The sequence below is a fragment of the Desulfovibrio sp. JC010 genome, assembly GCF_010470675.1.
Lineage (GTDB): Bacteria > Desulfobacterota > Desulfovibrionia > Desulfovibrionales > Desulfovibrionaceae > Maridesulfovibrio.
Genome location: NZ_VOIQ01000008.1, coordinates 13,250 through 28,826 on the forward strand (window position 1 = coordinate 13,250; position 15,577 = coordinate 28,826).

The 15,577-nt window shown below is 50.6% G+C and carries 15 protein-coding genes; 6 read left to right on the top strand and 9 right to left on the bottom strand.

Annotated features, from left to right (window positions below; genetic code table 11):
- Positions 1–16: 16 nt before the first annotated feature.
- The 5 genes from rodA to FMR86_RS10265 form a co-directional block, all read right to left on the bottom strand.
- Complete coding sequence (rodA, locus tag FMR86_RS10245) at positions 17–1,132, bottom strand: rod shape-determining protein RodA (RefSeq protein WP_163351082.1); 1,116 nt, start codon at positions 1,130–1,132, stop codon at positions 17–19.
- Entirely contained in the window at positions 1,132–2,928 is a 1,797-nt protein-coding gene (gene mrdA, locus FMR86_RS10250; protein ID WP_163351084.1) for a penicillin-binding protein 2, read from the bottom strand. Before mrdA ends, rodA begins: the two co-directional genes overlap by 1 nt.
- Entirely contained in the window at positions 2,915–3,376 is a 462-nt protein-coding gene (locus tag FMR86_RS10255; RefSeq protein ID WP_163351086.1) for a hypothetical protein, read from the bottom strand. The genes mrdA and FMR86_RS10255 overlap by 14 nt, the downstream gene beginning before the upstream one ends.
- A 3-nt stretch (positions 3,377–3,379) precedes the next feature.
- Entirely contained in the window at positions 3,380–4,270 is an 891-nt protein-coding gene (mreC, locus tag FMR86_RS10260) for a rod shape-determining protein MreC (protein ID WP_163351088.1), read from the bottom strand.
- 225 nt (positions 4,271–4,495) lie between these two features.
- Positions 4,496–5,536, bottom strand: coding sequence for a rod shape-determining protein (locus FMR86_RS10265; RefSeq protein ID WP_163351089.1), 1,041 nt, complete (start codon positions 5,534–5,536; stop codon positions 4,496–4,498).
- Positions 5,537–5,767: 231 nt separating this feature from the next.
- Between FMR86_RS10265 and FMR86_RS10270 the strand changes: the two genes are divergently transcribed.
- Positions 5,768–6,736, top strand: coding sequence for a TIGR01212 family radical SAM protein (locus FMR86_RS10270; RefSeq protein WP_163351091.1), 969 nt, complete (start codon positions 5,768–5,770; stop codon positions 6,734–6,736).
- A 46-nt stretch (positions 6,737–6,782) separates the two neighbouring features.
- Here the strand turns inward: FMR86_RS10270 and pstA are convergent, their stop codons facing one another.
- From pstA to FMR86_RS10285, 3 genes are all read right to left on the bottom strand, one after another.
- The gene (gene pstA / locus FMR86_RS10275) at positions 6,783–7,631 is read right to left on the bottom strand and encodes a phosphate ABC transporter permease PstA (protein WP_373682474.1); all 849 of its coding nucleotides are present in this window, start codon (positions 7,629–7,631) and stop codon (positions 6,783–6,785) included.
- Between the two features lie 135 nt (positions 7,632–7,766).
- Positions 7,767–8,630 (bottom strand): phosphate ABC transporter permease subunit PstC, encoded by an 864-nt coding sequence (gene pstC, locus FMR86_RS10280; RefSeq protein ID WP_373682475.1) that lies wholly within the window; start codon positions 8,628–8,630, stop codon positions 7,767–7,769.
- Between the two features lie 618 nt (positions 8,631–9,248).
- On the bottom strand, positions 9,249–10,067 hold the full coding sequence (locus FMR86_RS10285; protein ID WP_163351093.1) for a PstS family phosphate ABC transporter substrate-binding protein: 819 nt from the start codon (positions 10,065–10,067) through the stop codon (positions 9,249–9,251).
- A 307-nt stretch (positions 10,068–10,374) separates the two neighbouring features.
- Here FMR86_RS10285 and FMR86_RS10290 point away from each other — a divergent pair, with 307 nt between their 5' ends.
- From FMR86_RS10290 to FMR86_RS10305, 4 genes are all read left to right on the top strand, one after another.
- On the top strand, positions 10,375–11,724 hold the full coding sequence (locus FMR86_RS10290; protein ID WP_163351095.1) for an NAD(P)/FAD-dependent oxidoreductase: 1,350 nt from the start codon (positions 10,375–10,377) through the stop codon (positions 11,722–11,724).
- An 8-nt stretch (positions 11,725–11,732) separates the two neighbouring features.
- Positions 11,733–12,809 (top strand): Xaa-Pro peptidase family protein, encoded by a 1,077-nt coding sequence (locus FMR86_RS10295; RefSeq protein WP_163351097.1) that lies wholly within the window; start codon positions 11,733–11,735, stop codon positions 12,807–12,809.
- Between the two features lie 222 nt (positions 12,810–13,031).
- Complete coding sequence (locus tag FMR86_RS10300; protein WP_163351099.1) at positions 13,032–13,313, top strand: DUF4911 domain-containing protein; 282 nt, start codon at positions 13,032–13,034, stop codon at positions 13,311–13,313.
- Between the two features lie 160 nt (positions 13,314–13,473).
- Positions 13,474–14,082: a TetR/AcrR family transcriptional regulator gene (locus FMR86_RS10305; protein ID WP_163351101.1), complete on the top strand. Its 609-nt coding sequence runs from the start codon at positions 13,474–13,476 to the stop codon at positions 14,080–14,082.
- Between the two features lie 13 nt (positions 14,083–14,095).
- Here FMR86_RS10305 and murI read toward each other — a convergent pair whose 3' ends face one another.
- Positions 14,096–14,926 (bottom strand): glutamate racemase, encoded by an 831-nt coding sequence (murI, locus tag FMR86_RS10310; protein ID WP_163351103.1) that lies wholly within the window; start codon positions 14,924–14,926, stop codon positions 14,096–14,098.
- Between the two features lie 151 nt (positions 14,927–15,077).
- On the opposite strand from murI, the gene FMR86_RS10315 reads away from it, so the two are divergent.
- Positions 15,078–15,560 (top strand): isoprenylcysteine carboxylmethyltransferase family protein, encoded by a 483-nt coding sequence (locus FMR86_RS10315; protein WP_163351104.1) that lies wholly within the window; start codon positions 15,078–15,080, stop codon positions 15,558–15,560.
- Positions 15,561–15,577 lie beyond the last annotated feature (17 nt).

Genomic DNA, 15,577 nt, shown 5'->3' on the forward strand with positions numbered 1-15,577 from the left:
AATCCGAACATGCGGCTTACCCCTGTTTAAATACGTAACGCCTCATGGAAACGTTCAAAACGAGTCCCACAAGGCACAAATTTACTACGGTGCCACTGCCGCCGTAGCTGATAAAAGGTAAAGGTATGCCTACTACCGGCATTAGTCCGAGGACCATACCCATATTGATAAGGATTTGCCAGAAGAAATAAAAGAATACGCCTGCCGCAAGATAGCTTCCGAACAGGTCTTTTGCCTCTCTGGCGGTAACAACCATCTGGTACAGAAAAACACAGAAAAGACTGAGCAGGGCCATGGCCCCGGCAAAGCCCCATTCCTCCCCGAAAACCGCAATGGCGAAATCGGTATGCTTTTCCGGCAGAAAACGCAGCTGGGACTGCGTACCGCCGAGAAAACCCTTGCCCCAGACCCGCCCGGAGCCGATGGCGATTTCCGACTGGATAATATGATATCCCGCGCCCAGCGGATCGCTGGCCGGGTTCATGAACGAGACAATGCGCCTTTTCTGGTAGTCGTGCAGGAAAAACCAGCCGATAGGAACAAGGCACGGTCCCAGAACAGCCAATGTCTTGAACAGCTTGGGCGTCAAACCTCGATACAGGATCATGCCGCCTAAAATGAGCAGGATATTCAGCCCGGACCCAAGGTCGGGCTGGGTGATGACCATGCCCGCAGGAATCAGCCCCACAGCCACAACATAAGCCAGTTTTTTAATATCCAGCGGATCGCTGCTGCGCGAAAGAATCTTGGCCCCGATGACCAGAATGGTGATCTTTGCCATCTCGCTGGGCTGGAAATTGAAAAAACCCAGATCAAGCCAGCGGCGGGCACCGTAAATGGTTTTACCGATCACCGGAACACAGGCCAGCAGAGCCACGGTAATCCAGAACAAAGGCCAGGCGATGGTCCGCAGATGGCGGTAATCAAAGAGCATGAAAGTGATCATGCCCGCAAAACCCATCAGCCCCCAGATGAGCTGTTTCTGATAGAAAGAGCTCACGCTCATTCCCTCTTCCAGCCTGAATCCACTGGCGGAATAAAGGTTCAGCACACCTACAAAAAAAAGCATGGCCGCCAGTCCCAGCAGGAACCAGTTCATATGGATAAGCAGTCTGCGGTCAATGGGGGACATTACTTCTTTTCCTTCCTGCCTTTGAAAATATGATCATAGATGGCTTTAACTATGGGTCCGGCACCGGAGGAACCGTGCAAGCCGTGCTCAACCATGCAGACCACCACGTAACGCTCGGTTCCTTTTTCAGCAAAACTGGCCATCCAGGCGTGGTCCCTGTATTTGTAAGGGATATCCTCGTCCTTCATTTTCTTAAGCTCATCAGTGAGCTTGACCACCTGCGCGGTCCCGGTCTTACCGCCGACAACCACCCCTTTCATGCGCAGCCTGCGCGCGGTTCCGCGAGGCTTGTCCACTGTGGCGATCATGGCCTTGCGAATTAATTCACGCTTAGCATCGGTAAGAGGAAGAACCCCTTGTTCTTCCGCAGGCTCCCCGGCCAGCAGCTGCGGCCTAAGCAGCCTGCCGCCGTTTATAAGTGATGAAATGGAACGGGCCACCTGTAAGGGAGTGACGAGGGTGTAACCCTGCCCGATGGAAAAGTTCAGGTTCTCGCCCGGATGCCAGATCTCACCGAATCTGCGTTTTTTCCACTTACGGGTGGGAATAAGTCCACCTTTTTCATGAGGCAGGGCAATCCCGGTGGGCTTGCCGTATCCGGCGGCAAAGGCATACTCGCTCATGCGGTCAACGCCGAGTTTTTTACCTAACTTGTAATAATATACGTCACAGGACTCGACCAGGGATTTTTCAAGATCAGTCTTACCGTGGCCGCCTTTACGCCAGCAGCGAAAAGTATACTTCCCCAGATTCATATGCCCGGGACAGAACACCGTGTCTTCCGGGGTGATCATCCCGTAATGCAGTCCGGCCCCGGCCACGGTCATCTTAAAGACGGATCCCGGGGGGTACACGGACTGAATAACCCTGTTCTGGAGCGGAGTACGCGGATCGTCTCGCAGAGCCACCCACTCTTTCTGGGACAGACCGTCAGTGAAAGAGTTGTTGTCATAGGAAGGGGCACTGACAAAAGCCAGAATCTGACCGTTATCCGGATTCATAACCACCACGGCTCCGGCTTTGCCCTCAAGCAGACTGCCGCCCAGTTCCTGCAGATCGAGATCAATGGAAAGATCAATATCCTCACCGGCAATGGGCGGATTCAGGATGCGCTCCTTGAGCCTGCGCCCGGTGGCGTCCACCTCATTCTGCCTGCGGCCCTTAATGCCCCGAAACCTTTTCTCCAGCACGTATTCAAGCCCCTGCTTGCCCACATAATCGCCTACAGCAAGATCCGGATCAGCCTCAAGCTCCTCTTCGTCCACCTCGGACACATAGCCGAGCACATGGGAAAGAAGAGGCCCCTGCAGATATTTACGCCGGGGACGCACGACAACTTCCAGTCCCGGCCAGTGCAATGAATTGGCTTCAATCACCGCCACCTGTTCAAAGGTAAGGTTGGGAACGAGAATAAGCGGCTCAAACGGCTTTACCCTGCGCCGGGATTTCTTAAAAACTTTCTTGAGCTTGCCCAGGTCCACCCCGGTCCACTGGGAAACAGTTTTCAGGGTGGCATCAAGATCCTTGCAGTCCTCACGGACAATACCCAGTGCGTAGGCCGGTTCGTTAACTGCCAGCAGATTGCCGTTCCGGTCCCTGATCAGACCGCGCGGAGCATAAAGATTATCCTGACGAAGCTGGTTATTTCGGGCCTGTTCGGAAAAATAATCGCCCTTATGTATCTGTAAATACCAGAAACGCAGGGCAAAAATGCAGAACAAAAGAAGGATAAGTCCCTGCAGCAGCAGAAGACCGTTCTTAGGGGGCTGCTGGGTTTTGGATTCATACAGGCTCATGTTTAAACCTTTGCGGATAAATATATTTCAGCAGAAGCCATTCGGCAGGAAAGACCACAGCCTGAAGTATTCCTTCGAAAATATAACGGTCGGGAACCCAGACCATATCGGCGAGCATGGACATCATTGCGGTCAGGGTCGGATGCAGCGCGCCGAGCACGCAACCGCAAAGCAGGGCGAACATCATGGACTGCACGTCAAAAAACATGGCCCCGCAACGATACAAAAAGAAAATGGATGAATACCAGACAACAGAATAGCCGAAAGGCAGCCCCCCGATTCCGTCTTGAATCAGGGACCAGATAAGGATCAGCCAGAAAACATGGTATTTCTTTTCAAGCTGAATACACAGCAGGATTCCCGGCGCAAGGAAATCCACTCCGGGTACAATTTTCTGCGCCCAGATTGCCGCAAAGCTGAAGCAGGCCCACCAGAAAGCGGAATACATGACCTACCTCCCTTCAGCAGCAGTGGAATTAGCAACCTGTGCCGTTGAATTGGCAGTCCCGGCAGTGGCATTGGAGACAGACGCTGCCCGATGCAACAGGAGAACCTCTTCTATGTTCTCCATGTCCACCAACGGCTCGGCCTCAACGTCAAGGAAAAGGGAAATATCGGAACGCTCAACAGAAACAATCTTAGCCACCGGCAATCCGGGAGGGAAAAGTCCGGCAAGGCCGGAGGTAACCAGAATCTCCCCTTCGGCGACCGGGGCGTTGAGCTTCATATATTTTACATTGAGAAGATCGCCCTCGCCATTACCGACCAGCAATCCGGTGGAACGGTGAATCTGTCCGCGCACGGAAATTCTGCTGTTCAGGTCGGTGAGCAGCAATGCTTTTGATGCACTGATCCCCGGCTCAACCACCCGGCCCACAACTCCCAGCGGAGTTATGACCGGAGTATCCGGCTCCACACCGGAGACAACACCTTTATTTATTATGATTGAATCGAGAGCGGCGGTAGGTCCCATTCTATGGGCAATGATCCGGGCACCGTCAGTATTCCAGCCCCGGAGGGGCTTTACTTCAAGCAGCAACCTGTACCGTTCGGCCTCAGCGGCCTTTTCACGCAGCTTCATGATCTCCAGCCGCATGAGTCCGTTCTGGGAGCTGAGCTGATCGTTGAGCTGTTTCAAGCCCACCAGATAAACATATTTATCCCAGAATTCCACAGACTGGTCATGAACCCATTCGCAGGGCCACAGAACCCATTTAACGATTTCAAGCCCGGTAAACCCGGCCAGACGGTCCAGCTGCCCCGACCTCAGGTTCCATGAATAGAGACTGAGGTAGACAAACAGGCCAATAATGACGGCTATAGCGGCACGCTTAAGCTTCACACTTAATCCTCTGTAAAAGAAAAGCAGAGATTGAAAACAAAATCAGAAAATTAAAAAGCTATAACCAGTAAGACGAGACTCCGGAATCAGAAAGTTGTAATCAATCTCAAATCCGGATGCGGTTAATTTCTGAGGACATAGTTTTTTACAGATCAAATCCGTAAAAAACTATGCCCTCAGCCGTAACTGGTGCACTCGATTCATCCGCGGCAAAAGAAGCGGATATTAATCAATAGTTACGTCTTTATAGATGTTTATTTCATCTAAAGCTCTACCGGAACCGACAACAACGGCATCAAGGGGAGTATCCACCACAGTGATGGGCAGATGGGTTTCCTGACTCAAAAGCTGGTCAAGCCCCTTAAGCAGTGCTCCGCCGCCGGTGAGCACGATGCCCCGGTCAACGATGTCGGCTGCAAGTTCAGGAGGAGTCTGTTCAAGGGCCACGCGTACACCCTGAACAATGGAATCCACCTGTTCGGAAATTGCTTTCCTGATCTCTTCGGAGGTGATCAGGATATTCTGGGGAATACCGGTCACAAGGTCACGGCCCTTTACTTCCATCTCGATCTCTTCTTCCAGCGGAAAAGCGGAACCGATCTTGATCTTGATGGATTCGGCAGTGGATTCACCGATAAGCATGGAGTACTTGCGCTTCACATGCTGCATGATGGCTTCATCCATCTTGTCTCCGCCCACACGTACGGAACGGGCGTAAACAATACCGGAAAGGGAGATTACCGCGATCTCGGAAGTACCGCCGCCGATGTCTACAACCATGTTGGAGGTAGGCTCGGTGATGGGCAGGTTCGCACCGATGGCCGCTGCCATGGGCTCTTCAATGAGGTAAACCTCACGGGCACCTGCGGACTGGGCACTTTCCTTGACCGCCCTCTTTTCAACCTGGGTAATCCCGGTGGGCACGCAGATCATGATCCGGGGACGGACCAGCCTGCGGCTGTTGTGGACTTTTGAAATGAAATGGCGCAACATGGCTTCAGTGACCTCAAAGTCAGCGATTACGCCGTCTTTCATGGGTCTGATCGCAACAATGTTACCGGGAGTTCGACCAAGCATCCTCTTGGCTTCCAACCCAACGGCGAGCACCTTGCTACCGCCGTTAACGTCTCTCTTAACAGCGACCACAGAAGGCTCGCTGAGCATTACGCCTTTACCTTTTACATAAACCAGTGTGTTAGCTGTACCGAGGTCGATTGCAAGGTCACTGGAAAACGAACCGAGTATCTTGTCGAAAATCGATGCCATATTAAACTGGAAACTCCAAAAAAAATGTGATTCTAAAACACCTCGCAGGAGGCGGACTTAACGTCTATCAAAAGAAAATCCTAGGAGTTAACTAGCAGAAGAAACTGCGGCAGGCAACACATTAGAGCACTTCGAAGGGTTGATGTATTTTGCTGATAACAATCTGGAAAACCATATATATTTTCAATCGTAATGATTAAAGGGCTTACCCCGCCCAGAAAAGGAGATTCCATGCACCGTTTTTACGGTCTGGCCGCCCGTCTGCGACAGAGCTTCGGGGAGCGGGTCCAGAAAATTCCACTCGATTTCGGATTCACCTGCCCCAACCGGGACGGACACCTTTCCCGTAAAGGCTGTATCTTCTGCAGCCCGCAGGGCTCCGGCTCCGGGCTGCACAAACTATCCATGTCCATCCCCGAACAATGGGCCCACTGGCAGGAGAAACTTTCCAAGCTGTACACGGCCAAACTTTACCTTGCCTACCTGCAATCTTATTCCAACACCTATTGCAGCATTGATGAACTCAAGTGCGCTCTCGAACAATTGGAAGGTCTGCCCGGCCTTGCCGGACTGTGCATCGGTACCCGCCCGGACTGCCTTGATGACGAAAAGCTGGTACTGATCAAAAATCTCGGTCTCAAAGAAACATGGATTGATCTCGGATTGCAAAGCTCAAACAACCAGACTTTGGAACGCATCAACCGCGGCCATACCGCCGAACAATTCGCCGAAGCCGTACACATGGCCCACGCACATGGGCTGGATGTCTGCGCCCACCTCATCGCCGGGCTGCCCGGAGAATCCACCGCCGACTTCCTTGAATCAGTCCGTTTTCTCAATGAACTGCCCATTGCCGGAATCAAATTCCACAACCTCTTTGTCGGCAAGGGAACCCCGCTCAAAAAAATCTACGATGCCGGAGAATACACTCCCATTGGAAAAGACGAATACATAGCTGCGCTGGTGCAGGCCATATCCATCCTGCGCACCGATATCGTCATCCACCGCCTTAAAGCAGACGCAATTCCCGGCGGCCTGATCGCCCCTGAATGGGTGCGCCAGAAACGCAAAGTGCTCAACGAAATTGAGCAGGCCATGAAGGCCCAAGGAGTCTGGCAGGGCTGCGCGCGGGACGACGCCCCGGATGAACCGCCTTTGTGGTATAGCGCAGAGCACAAACGAGAAACGGCCCGCACGTAATACGCACGGGCCGTTCCAAGCACGGTCAAGAGGTTGAGGATGAAAATTACTTGTTGCCTTTTCTCTGCATTTTGGCCCTGATGAAAATAGCCAGCATGTTCATGCTAAGTACAAGGGTGATCAGTACGAGTGAGGTTCCGTACTGGATGTGTCTTGTTTTTTCGATCTCAGTACCGGCGGTTGCCAGAACGTAGATATGGTAAGGCAGAGCCATTACATCATCAAACAGGGATTCAGGCATTTCAGGGGTAAAAAACACGGCTGCGGTAAACATGATCGCTGCGGTTTCACCTGCGGCTCTTGAGAGAGTCAGGATGGCACCGGTGAGCATACCGGGCAGCGCAGCGGGCAGAACAACCTTGTAGATGGTCTGCCATTTGGTAGCCCCGAGACCGAGGGAAGCTTCGCGGTAAGTCTGGGGGACCGATCTGAGAGCCTCTTCGGATGCGCCGATAACAAGGGGAAGTGCCAGCGCACCGAGGGTACAGACCCCGGCCATGATACTTACGCCCATGCCCATAACGGTCACAAACAGGGAAAGTCCGAAAAGGCCGAAAACAACGGACGGAACACCCGCAAGGTTATTGATTCCCAGACGGATGATGCGCACCAGTCTGGGGGAGGTAGCATATTCATTGAGATAGATCGCAGTGGCGATACCCCAGGGCAAAGCAATCATCAGCGCACCGTAACTGAGCACGATGGTACCTACGATACAGGGGAAGATCCCGCCCGCGGTCATGGATTCACGAGGATTCTCAGTGAGGAATTCCCAGCTCATGGCCGGCAGCCCGTAGTAAAGCACGAAGCCGACGATGATCAACAGTGCCAGACCATTGATGGCGGCAGCACCTTTGAAAAGCAGGAAGACCGCTTTCTGGATCTTCTCCCTCATTGAATAATTATCATTATCGCCGGGTTCCATTCTGGGCTCGGCCACTTGTACGTTACTTTCCATCATGGAATCCACTTGTTCTATTGTTTCAGCATTGTTCATTTCTTTCACCGATTTTATTCCCGTACGTTTCAATTACAGGGTAGCGGAACCGACCTGCTTGTATTTGTGGGCCACATAGTCCGCAATAAGGTTGAAAGCCATGGTAAACAGGAAGAGCACCATACCGATGGCAAAAAGTGCGTAGTAGTGATCGCTGTGAAAAGGAGCTTCACCCATTTCCGCAGCAATGGAAGCAGGCATGGGCCGAACCGGATCAAATATAGATCCGGGCAGCAGGCCCGCACCACCGGCAACCATAAGCACAACCATGGTTTCACCGATGGAACGCGCCATACCGAGAATAACCCCGGTGGAAATACCGGACAGGGAAGCGGGTACGATAACCTTGTAAATTGACTGCCAGTGGGTGGCACCCAGAGCAAGGGAAGCTTCCTTGAGTTCCGGCGGAACGGAGTAAAGCGCGTCTTCGGAAATACTGGTGATGGTCGGAACAGCCATGAAAGCGAGCATTACCGAGGCGTTGAAAAGGTTCAGGCCGACCGCGATATCAAAAGTGTCCTGCAGGAAAGGAGCAACAACAACCATACCGAAAAAACCGATAACAACGGATGGCAGGGCAGCCAGCATCTCAACTGCGGGCTTGACTATATTACGAATCCTGAGCGGCGCGATTTCAGCAAGATAAATTGCGGTCATCACGCCAAGCGGAATTGCGATCAGTGATGAAAGAGCAGTTACCGCACCGGACCCCACAATAAGGGGCCAGATACCGAAAGCAGGTTCTTCATCAGTGGGGTACCATTCATGGCCGAAAATAAAATCACCCACTGAAACATGCTTAAATATGGGCAGCCCTTCAACAAAGAGGAACAACATAATCAGGAAGAGGACCAGAATGGATGTAAACGCGGTGATCAGAAAAATTGAATGAATGATCCGCTCAGTGGTGCGCCTGCCAAGGGAAAGAAAAGATATGCCGAGAACAGCCAGTCCGAGAGCACCCAGAATTCCGCTAAATACGTACCAGCCGGTGGCTCTGGAAGAAACCATGCTCTGGGCACTTTCCTTGATCAGAGTCAGAATTTCTGCATCCTGTTTGCCCTTGGTACCCATGACAGCCGGATCAGTACGAACATGGGTATAAACCCTGTTCAACTCGGCTTTAAGCTCTTTGACTTTAAGATCTCTCTCGGCTTGAATCAGGCCGGATTCTTCAGTGCTCTCAGCAATTTCGTGGTTGGAGAGCATCATGACTTTCTTGAGCGCACCGACCGCGCTCTTGGAATAGTCACCCCTCTGAGCAACCTTTTCGGCTGAGGAAATAAAAATCTGTTCAGCTTCGGATCTTACGCCCAGTTTGTATGCGTAAACTCCGGTCATAACTGCGAGGATAATAAGCAGTAAACAGATGTTGCGGGACGTAATCACGACTTTTCCCCTGATATAAAATTTGTTTTAACTGTTCGCCTTAGAGACTTGAAATTCCGGGGGGACTTTTGAAGTCCCCCCGGACGTATTTATTCGTCGGACCCGGTTATTCCCGGAAAGCCTGTACTATTTTACGGGGATGAAGCCGGTATCAGCTGCAAGCTTCTGACCTGCGGGGCTCATCATGTAGTCGAGGAGAGCTTTGCTTTCGCCGGTGGGCTCGCCGGGAGTGTAGAGGTTCAGGCCGCGAGATACGGGGTAGGAACCGTCTTTAGCAGTAGCAACGGAAGCGAGTACGCCGTTTACTTCAACACCCTTGAGTTCTTTGTTCAGGTAAGCAAGACCAACGTAACCGATAGCTTTTTTGTTTTTGGAAACAGCCTGAGCTACAGCACCGTTGGAAGCCTGAAGAAGAGCACCGGGGAATACACGGTGTTTTTTACCGTCTTTCTTCATAACTTTGCTCTTCCAGCAGTCGTAGGTACCGGAGGAAGTGTCACGGGAGATAACAACGATTTTAGCATCGTCTCCGCCAACGTCTTTCCAGTTGGTGATTTTACCGGTGTAGATACCCCAAAGCTGGTCTTTGGAAAGCTTGGAAACGGGGTTACCGGGGTTAACAACGGGAACGATGCAGTCAAGAGCTACGATGAACTGTACGGGCTTGCGGCCGTTGTCGGTTGCTTTCTTGATTTCTTTATCTTTCATGTCGCGGGACATCATGGCGATGTCGGTGGTGCCGTCGATCAGTGCTTTAGCACCGTTGGAAGAACCGCCACCGGAAATGGAGATGGAAACATTGGGGTTGGCTTTCATGAAGGCTTCAGCAGATTTCTGCATCAGGGGCAGAACAGTGGTGGAACCTTTAACCTGAATGGAACCTGCGAATGCGGAACCTGTAAATGCCATTACCATTACAGCAACGAGAGCAATAATTTTTTTCATTTTGATTTCCTCCAAAAATGGATTTTTAATTTCAGACTCAGTTCTTGTTTACCGCGTCCGTTCTCTATCGTTGAGCAATGGTCTATCTGAACTTGGTTACAAACCTGTTACACGCAAAAGAAAGATCCGTTACAGTCCTGTCCGCGCCTGCTGAAAAAGCAAAAAACAACACAATTACAGACATATACGCGAAAACAACTTTCTATCATTTCTGAGACAAAAGAGTATTAGCCGGCATATCAGTTGTCTGGCATAAGGCTTGCTTTCATCTTGGTGTTGCTAAATTTATTCAAGTGGAGCAGAGAGTATGAAATCGAGATATGTCATAATTGGCGCGGGTCCGACCGGACTTGGTGCCGCCCGTCGGCTTTCTGAGTTGGGGGAAAAATCGTTTCTCGTGCTGGAAAAAAATTCCTGGCCCGGTGGTCTGGCTTCCAGCTTTAAAGACGAAAAAGGCTTTACATGGGATATTGGAGGACATGTCATGTTCTCCCACTATGAATATTACGACAACCTGCTGGAAGAACTACTGCAGGGAGAATACACCGAACATTTGCGTGAATCATGGGTGCGCATTCTCAAAAGCTGGGTTCCCTACCCTTTCCAGAACAACATCCGCTACCTGCCCAATGAGAAAAAGTGGGAATGCGTACGCGGACTTTTGCCCGGTGAGCGATCTGAAGAAACTCCCACAAACTTCCTTGAATGGATTCATTCTGTATTCGGTAAAGGCATCGCCAGATACTTTATGGAACCGTACAACTATAAGGTATGGGCCACCCCGCCGGAGAAAATGTCATATTCATGGATCGGCGAACGGGTAAGTGTAGTGGACCTGCGCTCTGTAATCAAAAACATCCTTCTTGAGCGGGACCAGCTCTCATGGGGACCGAACAACAAGTTCAAATTCCCCCTTAAAGGCGGAACCGGGACCATCTTCCGCAAACTTGCCGAAACTGTCGCCCCATACATTAAATATAACTCACAGGTAGCGGCCATCGATTCCGCAGCAAAAACAGTTACTGATTCCGAGGGCAACATTTTTGAATACGAACATCTGCTTAACACCGCTCCCATTGATATTTTAGCTTCCCGCTGGCTGAAATACCCGGCACAGAAACTGGTCAATGCAGCCGCAGCCCTTAAACACAACAGCGTGGTTGTGGCCGGGATAGGACTCTCTTCATCCCGCCCTGATTCACGCTGCTGGATGTATTTTCCGGAGAACGACAGCCCCTTTTACAGGGTTACCAATTTCCATAACTACTCACCGAACAATACACCTGAACCCAATAAAGGGCGGGCATTAATGTGTGAAGTATCATATTCAAACGACAAGGTTATCGATAAGCAAAACATCATTCAGCAGGTGGAAGACGGTCTGGTCAATACCACCATGCTGAAAGATAGCGAACGCAATGATATTGTATCCCGCTGGTCAATTAATGTGGATTACGGCTATCCAGTCCCTTGCCTGCAACGCGATGAAGCGTTAAAAGTTTTACAGCCTGCGCTTGAATCCATGGGCATCTATTCCCGTGGTCGTTTCGGCGGCTGGAAATACGAAGTCTCCAACATGGATCATTCCGTGATGCAGGGCGTAGAATGGGCTGAACGGATGATAAACGGGAAGCCGGAAACCACATACAGGATCTAGCTAAGTACATGACAATTTCCACCGCCACTTATGAACTTCGGCGGGAGAATGTCCGCAGACGGCTTAAAGACCGCGGGCACCCTCCTCTTCTGGTCAGTTTCGCAGCCAACCGCTACTACCTGAGCGGATTTGAACTTCACGATCCCCAGTGCAATGAAACCGCCGGCTGGCTGATCATTGATCCTGACGGACGCGATTTCCTGCTCACTGACCCCCGTTACCATGACGCAGCCCGCAAGGTCTGGAATGAAGATGACATATTCATCTATTCGGGCCGTAAATTCGATGCCCTGCGCGATTTTTTTAAATCCAGCGGGTTCAGCAAAATTTCTTACGATCCCAAATCCATAAACATCTTTGAGCATGAAAAGCTTAACGATTTCTGCGAGCTCAAACCTGTTTCAGGACTGGTTGAAGACCTTCGCCTGATCAAGGATGAGACCGAAATCAAGCTCATGGAAGAGTCCTGCGCACTGAACCACAAGGTTTATGAGCTGCTGGAACCCAAACTTGTACCCGGACGCACTGAAGCTGAAATAGCATGGGATGTGGAACAGCTTTTCCGCAACAACGGTGCATCCGAGCTTGCTTTCCCGTCCATTGTCGGTATCGGTCCCAATGCGGCTCTGCCCCACGCCATTCCCGGCAACGACAAGCTTGAAGACGGTTCTCTGGTGCTCATCGACATGGGCGGTCGCCTCGGCGATTACTGCTCCGACCAGACCCGCACCTTCTGGGTCGGCGATAAGCCTTCCGACCGTTTTCTCACCGTGCGTGATCAGGTTCAGGAAGCACAGATGGAAGCCATCAAGGTGTTGCGCCCCGGCCTGCCCATCCAGCACGCCTACCACACAGCAAAGGCAGTCTTTGAAAAATACGGGGTCGAAAAGTACTTTACCCATTCGCTGGGACACGGTATCGGCCTTGAAACACATGAGCCGCCCAGCGTCAGCCCCATTGCTTCCGGTGAACTGAAGCCGGGCATGATCATTACCATAGAACCCGGCCTCTACTACTCCGACTGGGGCGGCATCCGCTGGGAATATATGGTTTTGATTACTGAAGACGGATATAAGATTTTGTAAAACAGAATGCCTCCGGCGGCTTAAACCCTTTTGCAAAAGGGTTTAAGAATCCCAAAACCTTTTATTAAGCTTCGCTGGTTTTAATTTCGAAAGTAGTCATAACGAGCTACTTGCGAAGCATACTAAAAGGTTCTGAAAGGGATGGGGTCTGGGGAAGGGAAAACTCTTGCAAGAGTTTTCCCTYCCCCAGCCGCCGGAGGCATAACTACCTAAAATAATTATATGGCCCGTAGAAAAAGAAAACCGCGTCCGCGTCCTTTGCCCCCGCCGCCGGAAAATTCCAGCCGCATGTATATCCAGATTGCGCCATCTGATATCGCAATCTTTCGATTTCTCATGGAGGCCGTGGACAACCTCGCCCTTTTTACTATTGCTGATAGATTCAAAGGAATCCTGCTGCTGCGCTACAGCCCGCATCAGGAGCGGGAATTCCGGGAATTCATGAACGGAATGAAGCAGGAAATAGACATCAAATTCCTGCCCAATCCTTCCGATTCAGCATAAGCAATATACATTATTTCACTACACCAGCCCGGTGCGTTATCGCGCCGGGCTTTCATTCTTTCATATCAATATCAACAAACATGAAATTAAATTCATATTTATTGACAATATGAATATGAATTTATATTCATAAAATACATTTATAAATAACGGAGAGATCATGACACGATCACCGGTTCAGAAGAGAAGCAGGGAAAAGAAACGTAAGATCATTGTGGCCGGGATGAAGCTGTTTTCGGAGAAAGGATTCCACGAAACAGGAGTTACAGAGTTGGCCGCTGAAGCAAAGGTTTCAGTGGGGACTTTCTACAGCTATTTCAGAGACAAAAAAGACCTGCTGGATCAGGTTGCTGAAACATATGCGGCCAGTATTACCAAAGGTGTTTACGGAAATTTTGCAACGAACGCCCCCTATGACAAAAGCCCGCAAAAGATTGTTGAATACATTACCCAGACCGCACGGCAGGCCCACTCCCTCTCAACTGAACTGCACCGCGAAATGCTGGCCCTGAAAAACAGGGAAGCATTGATGGCTGAGCTGGATAAATCAATTGTGGAATCACTTCAGCACGGTGTGAGTGAAATATTGAATAATTGCGCTGATAAAATCAGGGTGAAAGACATTGACCTGAGCGCACGGCTGGTTTGTGGTGCCATTGAAGAAACCATGCATCGCTGCCTGCTTGAAAACGAAGAACCGGACATGGAAAAAGCTTTTGAAGAGCTGACAGAAATGTGTACCGGGTACCTTTTCAAAAGCAGTAAATAGCTTGATAAGCAAGCTAAAGATCAACCACGCTAACGTTAGTCGGATCAATATCGATCCCCAGAAAACTCCCGCCCACAGCTGCAAACCGTTCAGCAGAATCCGTTGCCAGAAAACGGGTCCGCCCTTTACCTCCGGCCTGATTCAACAGACTCAGGCTGCTCAATGTGTTTTTTACTTTCAAAGCTGTTGTTTCAGCTGAATCCACAATGGTGATACCCGGCCCGGCAACATTGGCGATGGCTTCACGCAGTACCGGAAAATGGGTACAGCCCAGCACAAGGGTATCCGGGCCATTGCTGCCGAATTCAGCAAAAAGCGGATGCAAATAGCGGGCGGCGATGGCCTCCACCAACTCCCCGTCAGTCCAGCCCTCTTCAGCAAGCCCCACAAATAAAGGACAAGGCCGGGCAATAATCTTTGCTTCGGGATGAAGTTCACAGATGGTATTCTGGTAAGCCTTGCCGTTTACCGTGCTCTCGGTGGCGATAACCGCGATATTACCGCTTCCGCTGGCAGCGCAGGCAGCAGCCGCACCGGGTTCAATCACCCCCACAACAGGGAGCGGCGCATATTCAGCGGCGAGTTTCTCAAGCGATACGGCAGTGGCTGTATTGCAGGCAATAACTAGCATTTTAATGGATCTGGAAACAAGAGCGTTCCCGGCCTGAAAAGCATAACGCACAATTGAGTCGGCACTTTTGGAGCCGTAAGGCACCCGGGCCGTATCTCCCAGATAAAGATAGTTTTCCCCGGGCATCAACTCCCGCAAGGCCCGCAGGACGGTTAATCCTCCCACACCGGAATCAAAAACACCGATGGGCAGGCCGGATTTTTCAATGGACACTCGATTACCCCGCTACATATTCATTTTCAACTGACGGTTTTTGTTGACATTTTTATATGAACTATTCAATGATATACTCAGTCTAACAATTTATACAATTCCCTCCAGCCTGCAATAATGCTGACTGAACCGGAAAACAGTGGAGCATATTATGGAAGAACGCAAGATGACAATCTTTGGAGTCGGACTAAAAATCTTTAAACCAACCATCATCTACGGCCTCGCCGCGTTGATCATCACCCTGATCTTTCCCAGAATATTCCTGATGACTTTCCTGCCCAGTGCGGCCTTCAACATTCTGGGCGGAATGCTGCTGGGTATCGGTATCGCATTTCTTTTTATCAGCGGAGTCACCGTAAAAAAAGCCGTAGCCGAACAGCGGCTGGAAACCACCGGAACTTTCTCTATTGTGCGCAACCCGCTCTATTTTGCATGGATAGCCTTCATCTTCACCGGCAGTGCCATCGCCACACAGGCATGGCTCCTCTTTGGAATGTGCGGGATAGCTTACTATAAATTCCTGCACCACATCCCGGAAGAGGAAAACATGCTCGAAGAAGCCTTCGGCAAGGAATATCTTGAATATAAAAAGCAGGTTCCATCCATCGTACCGAACCTTAAAGAGTTTCTCTAGAAAAGATCTAAACTAAA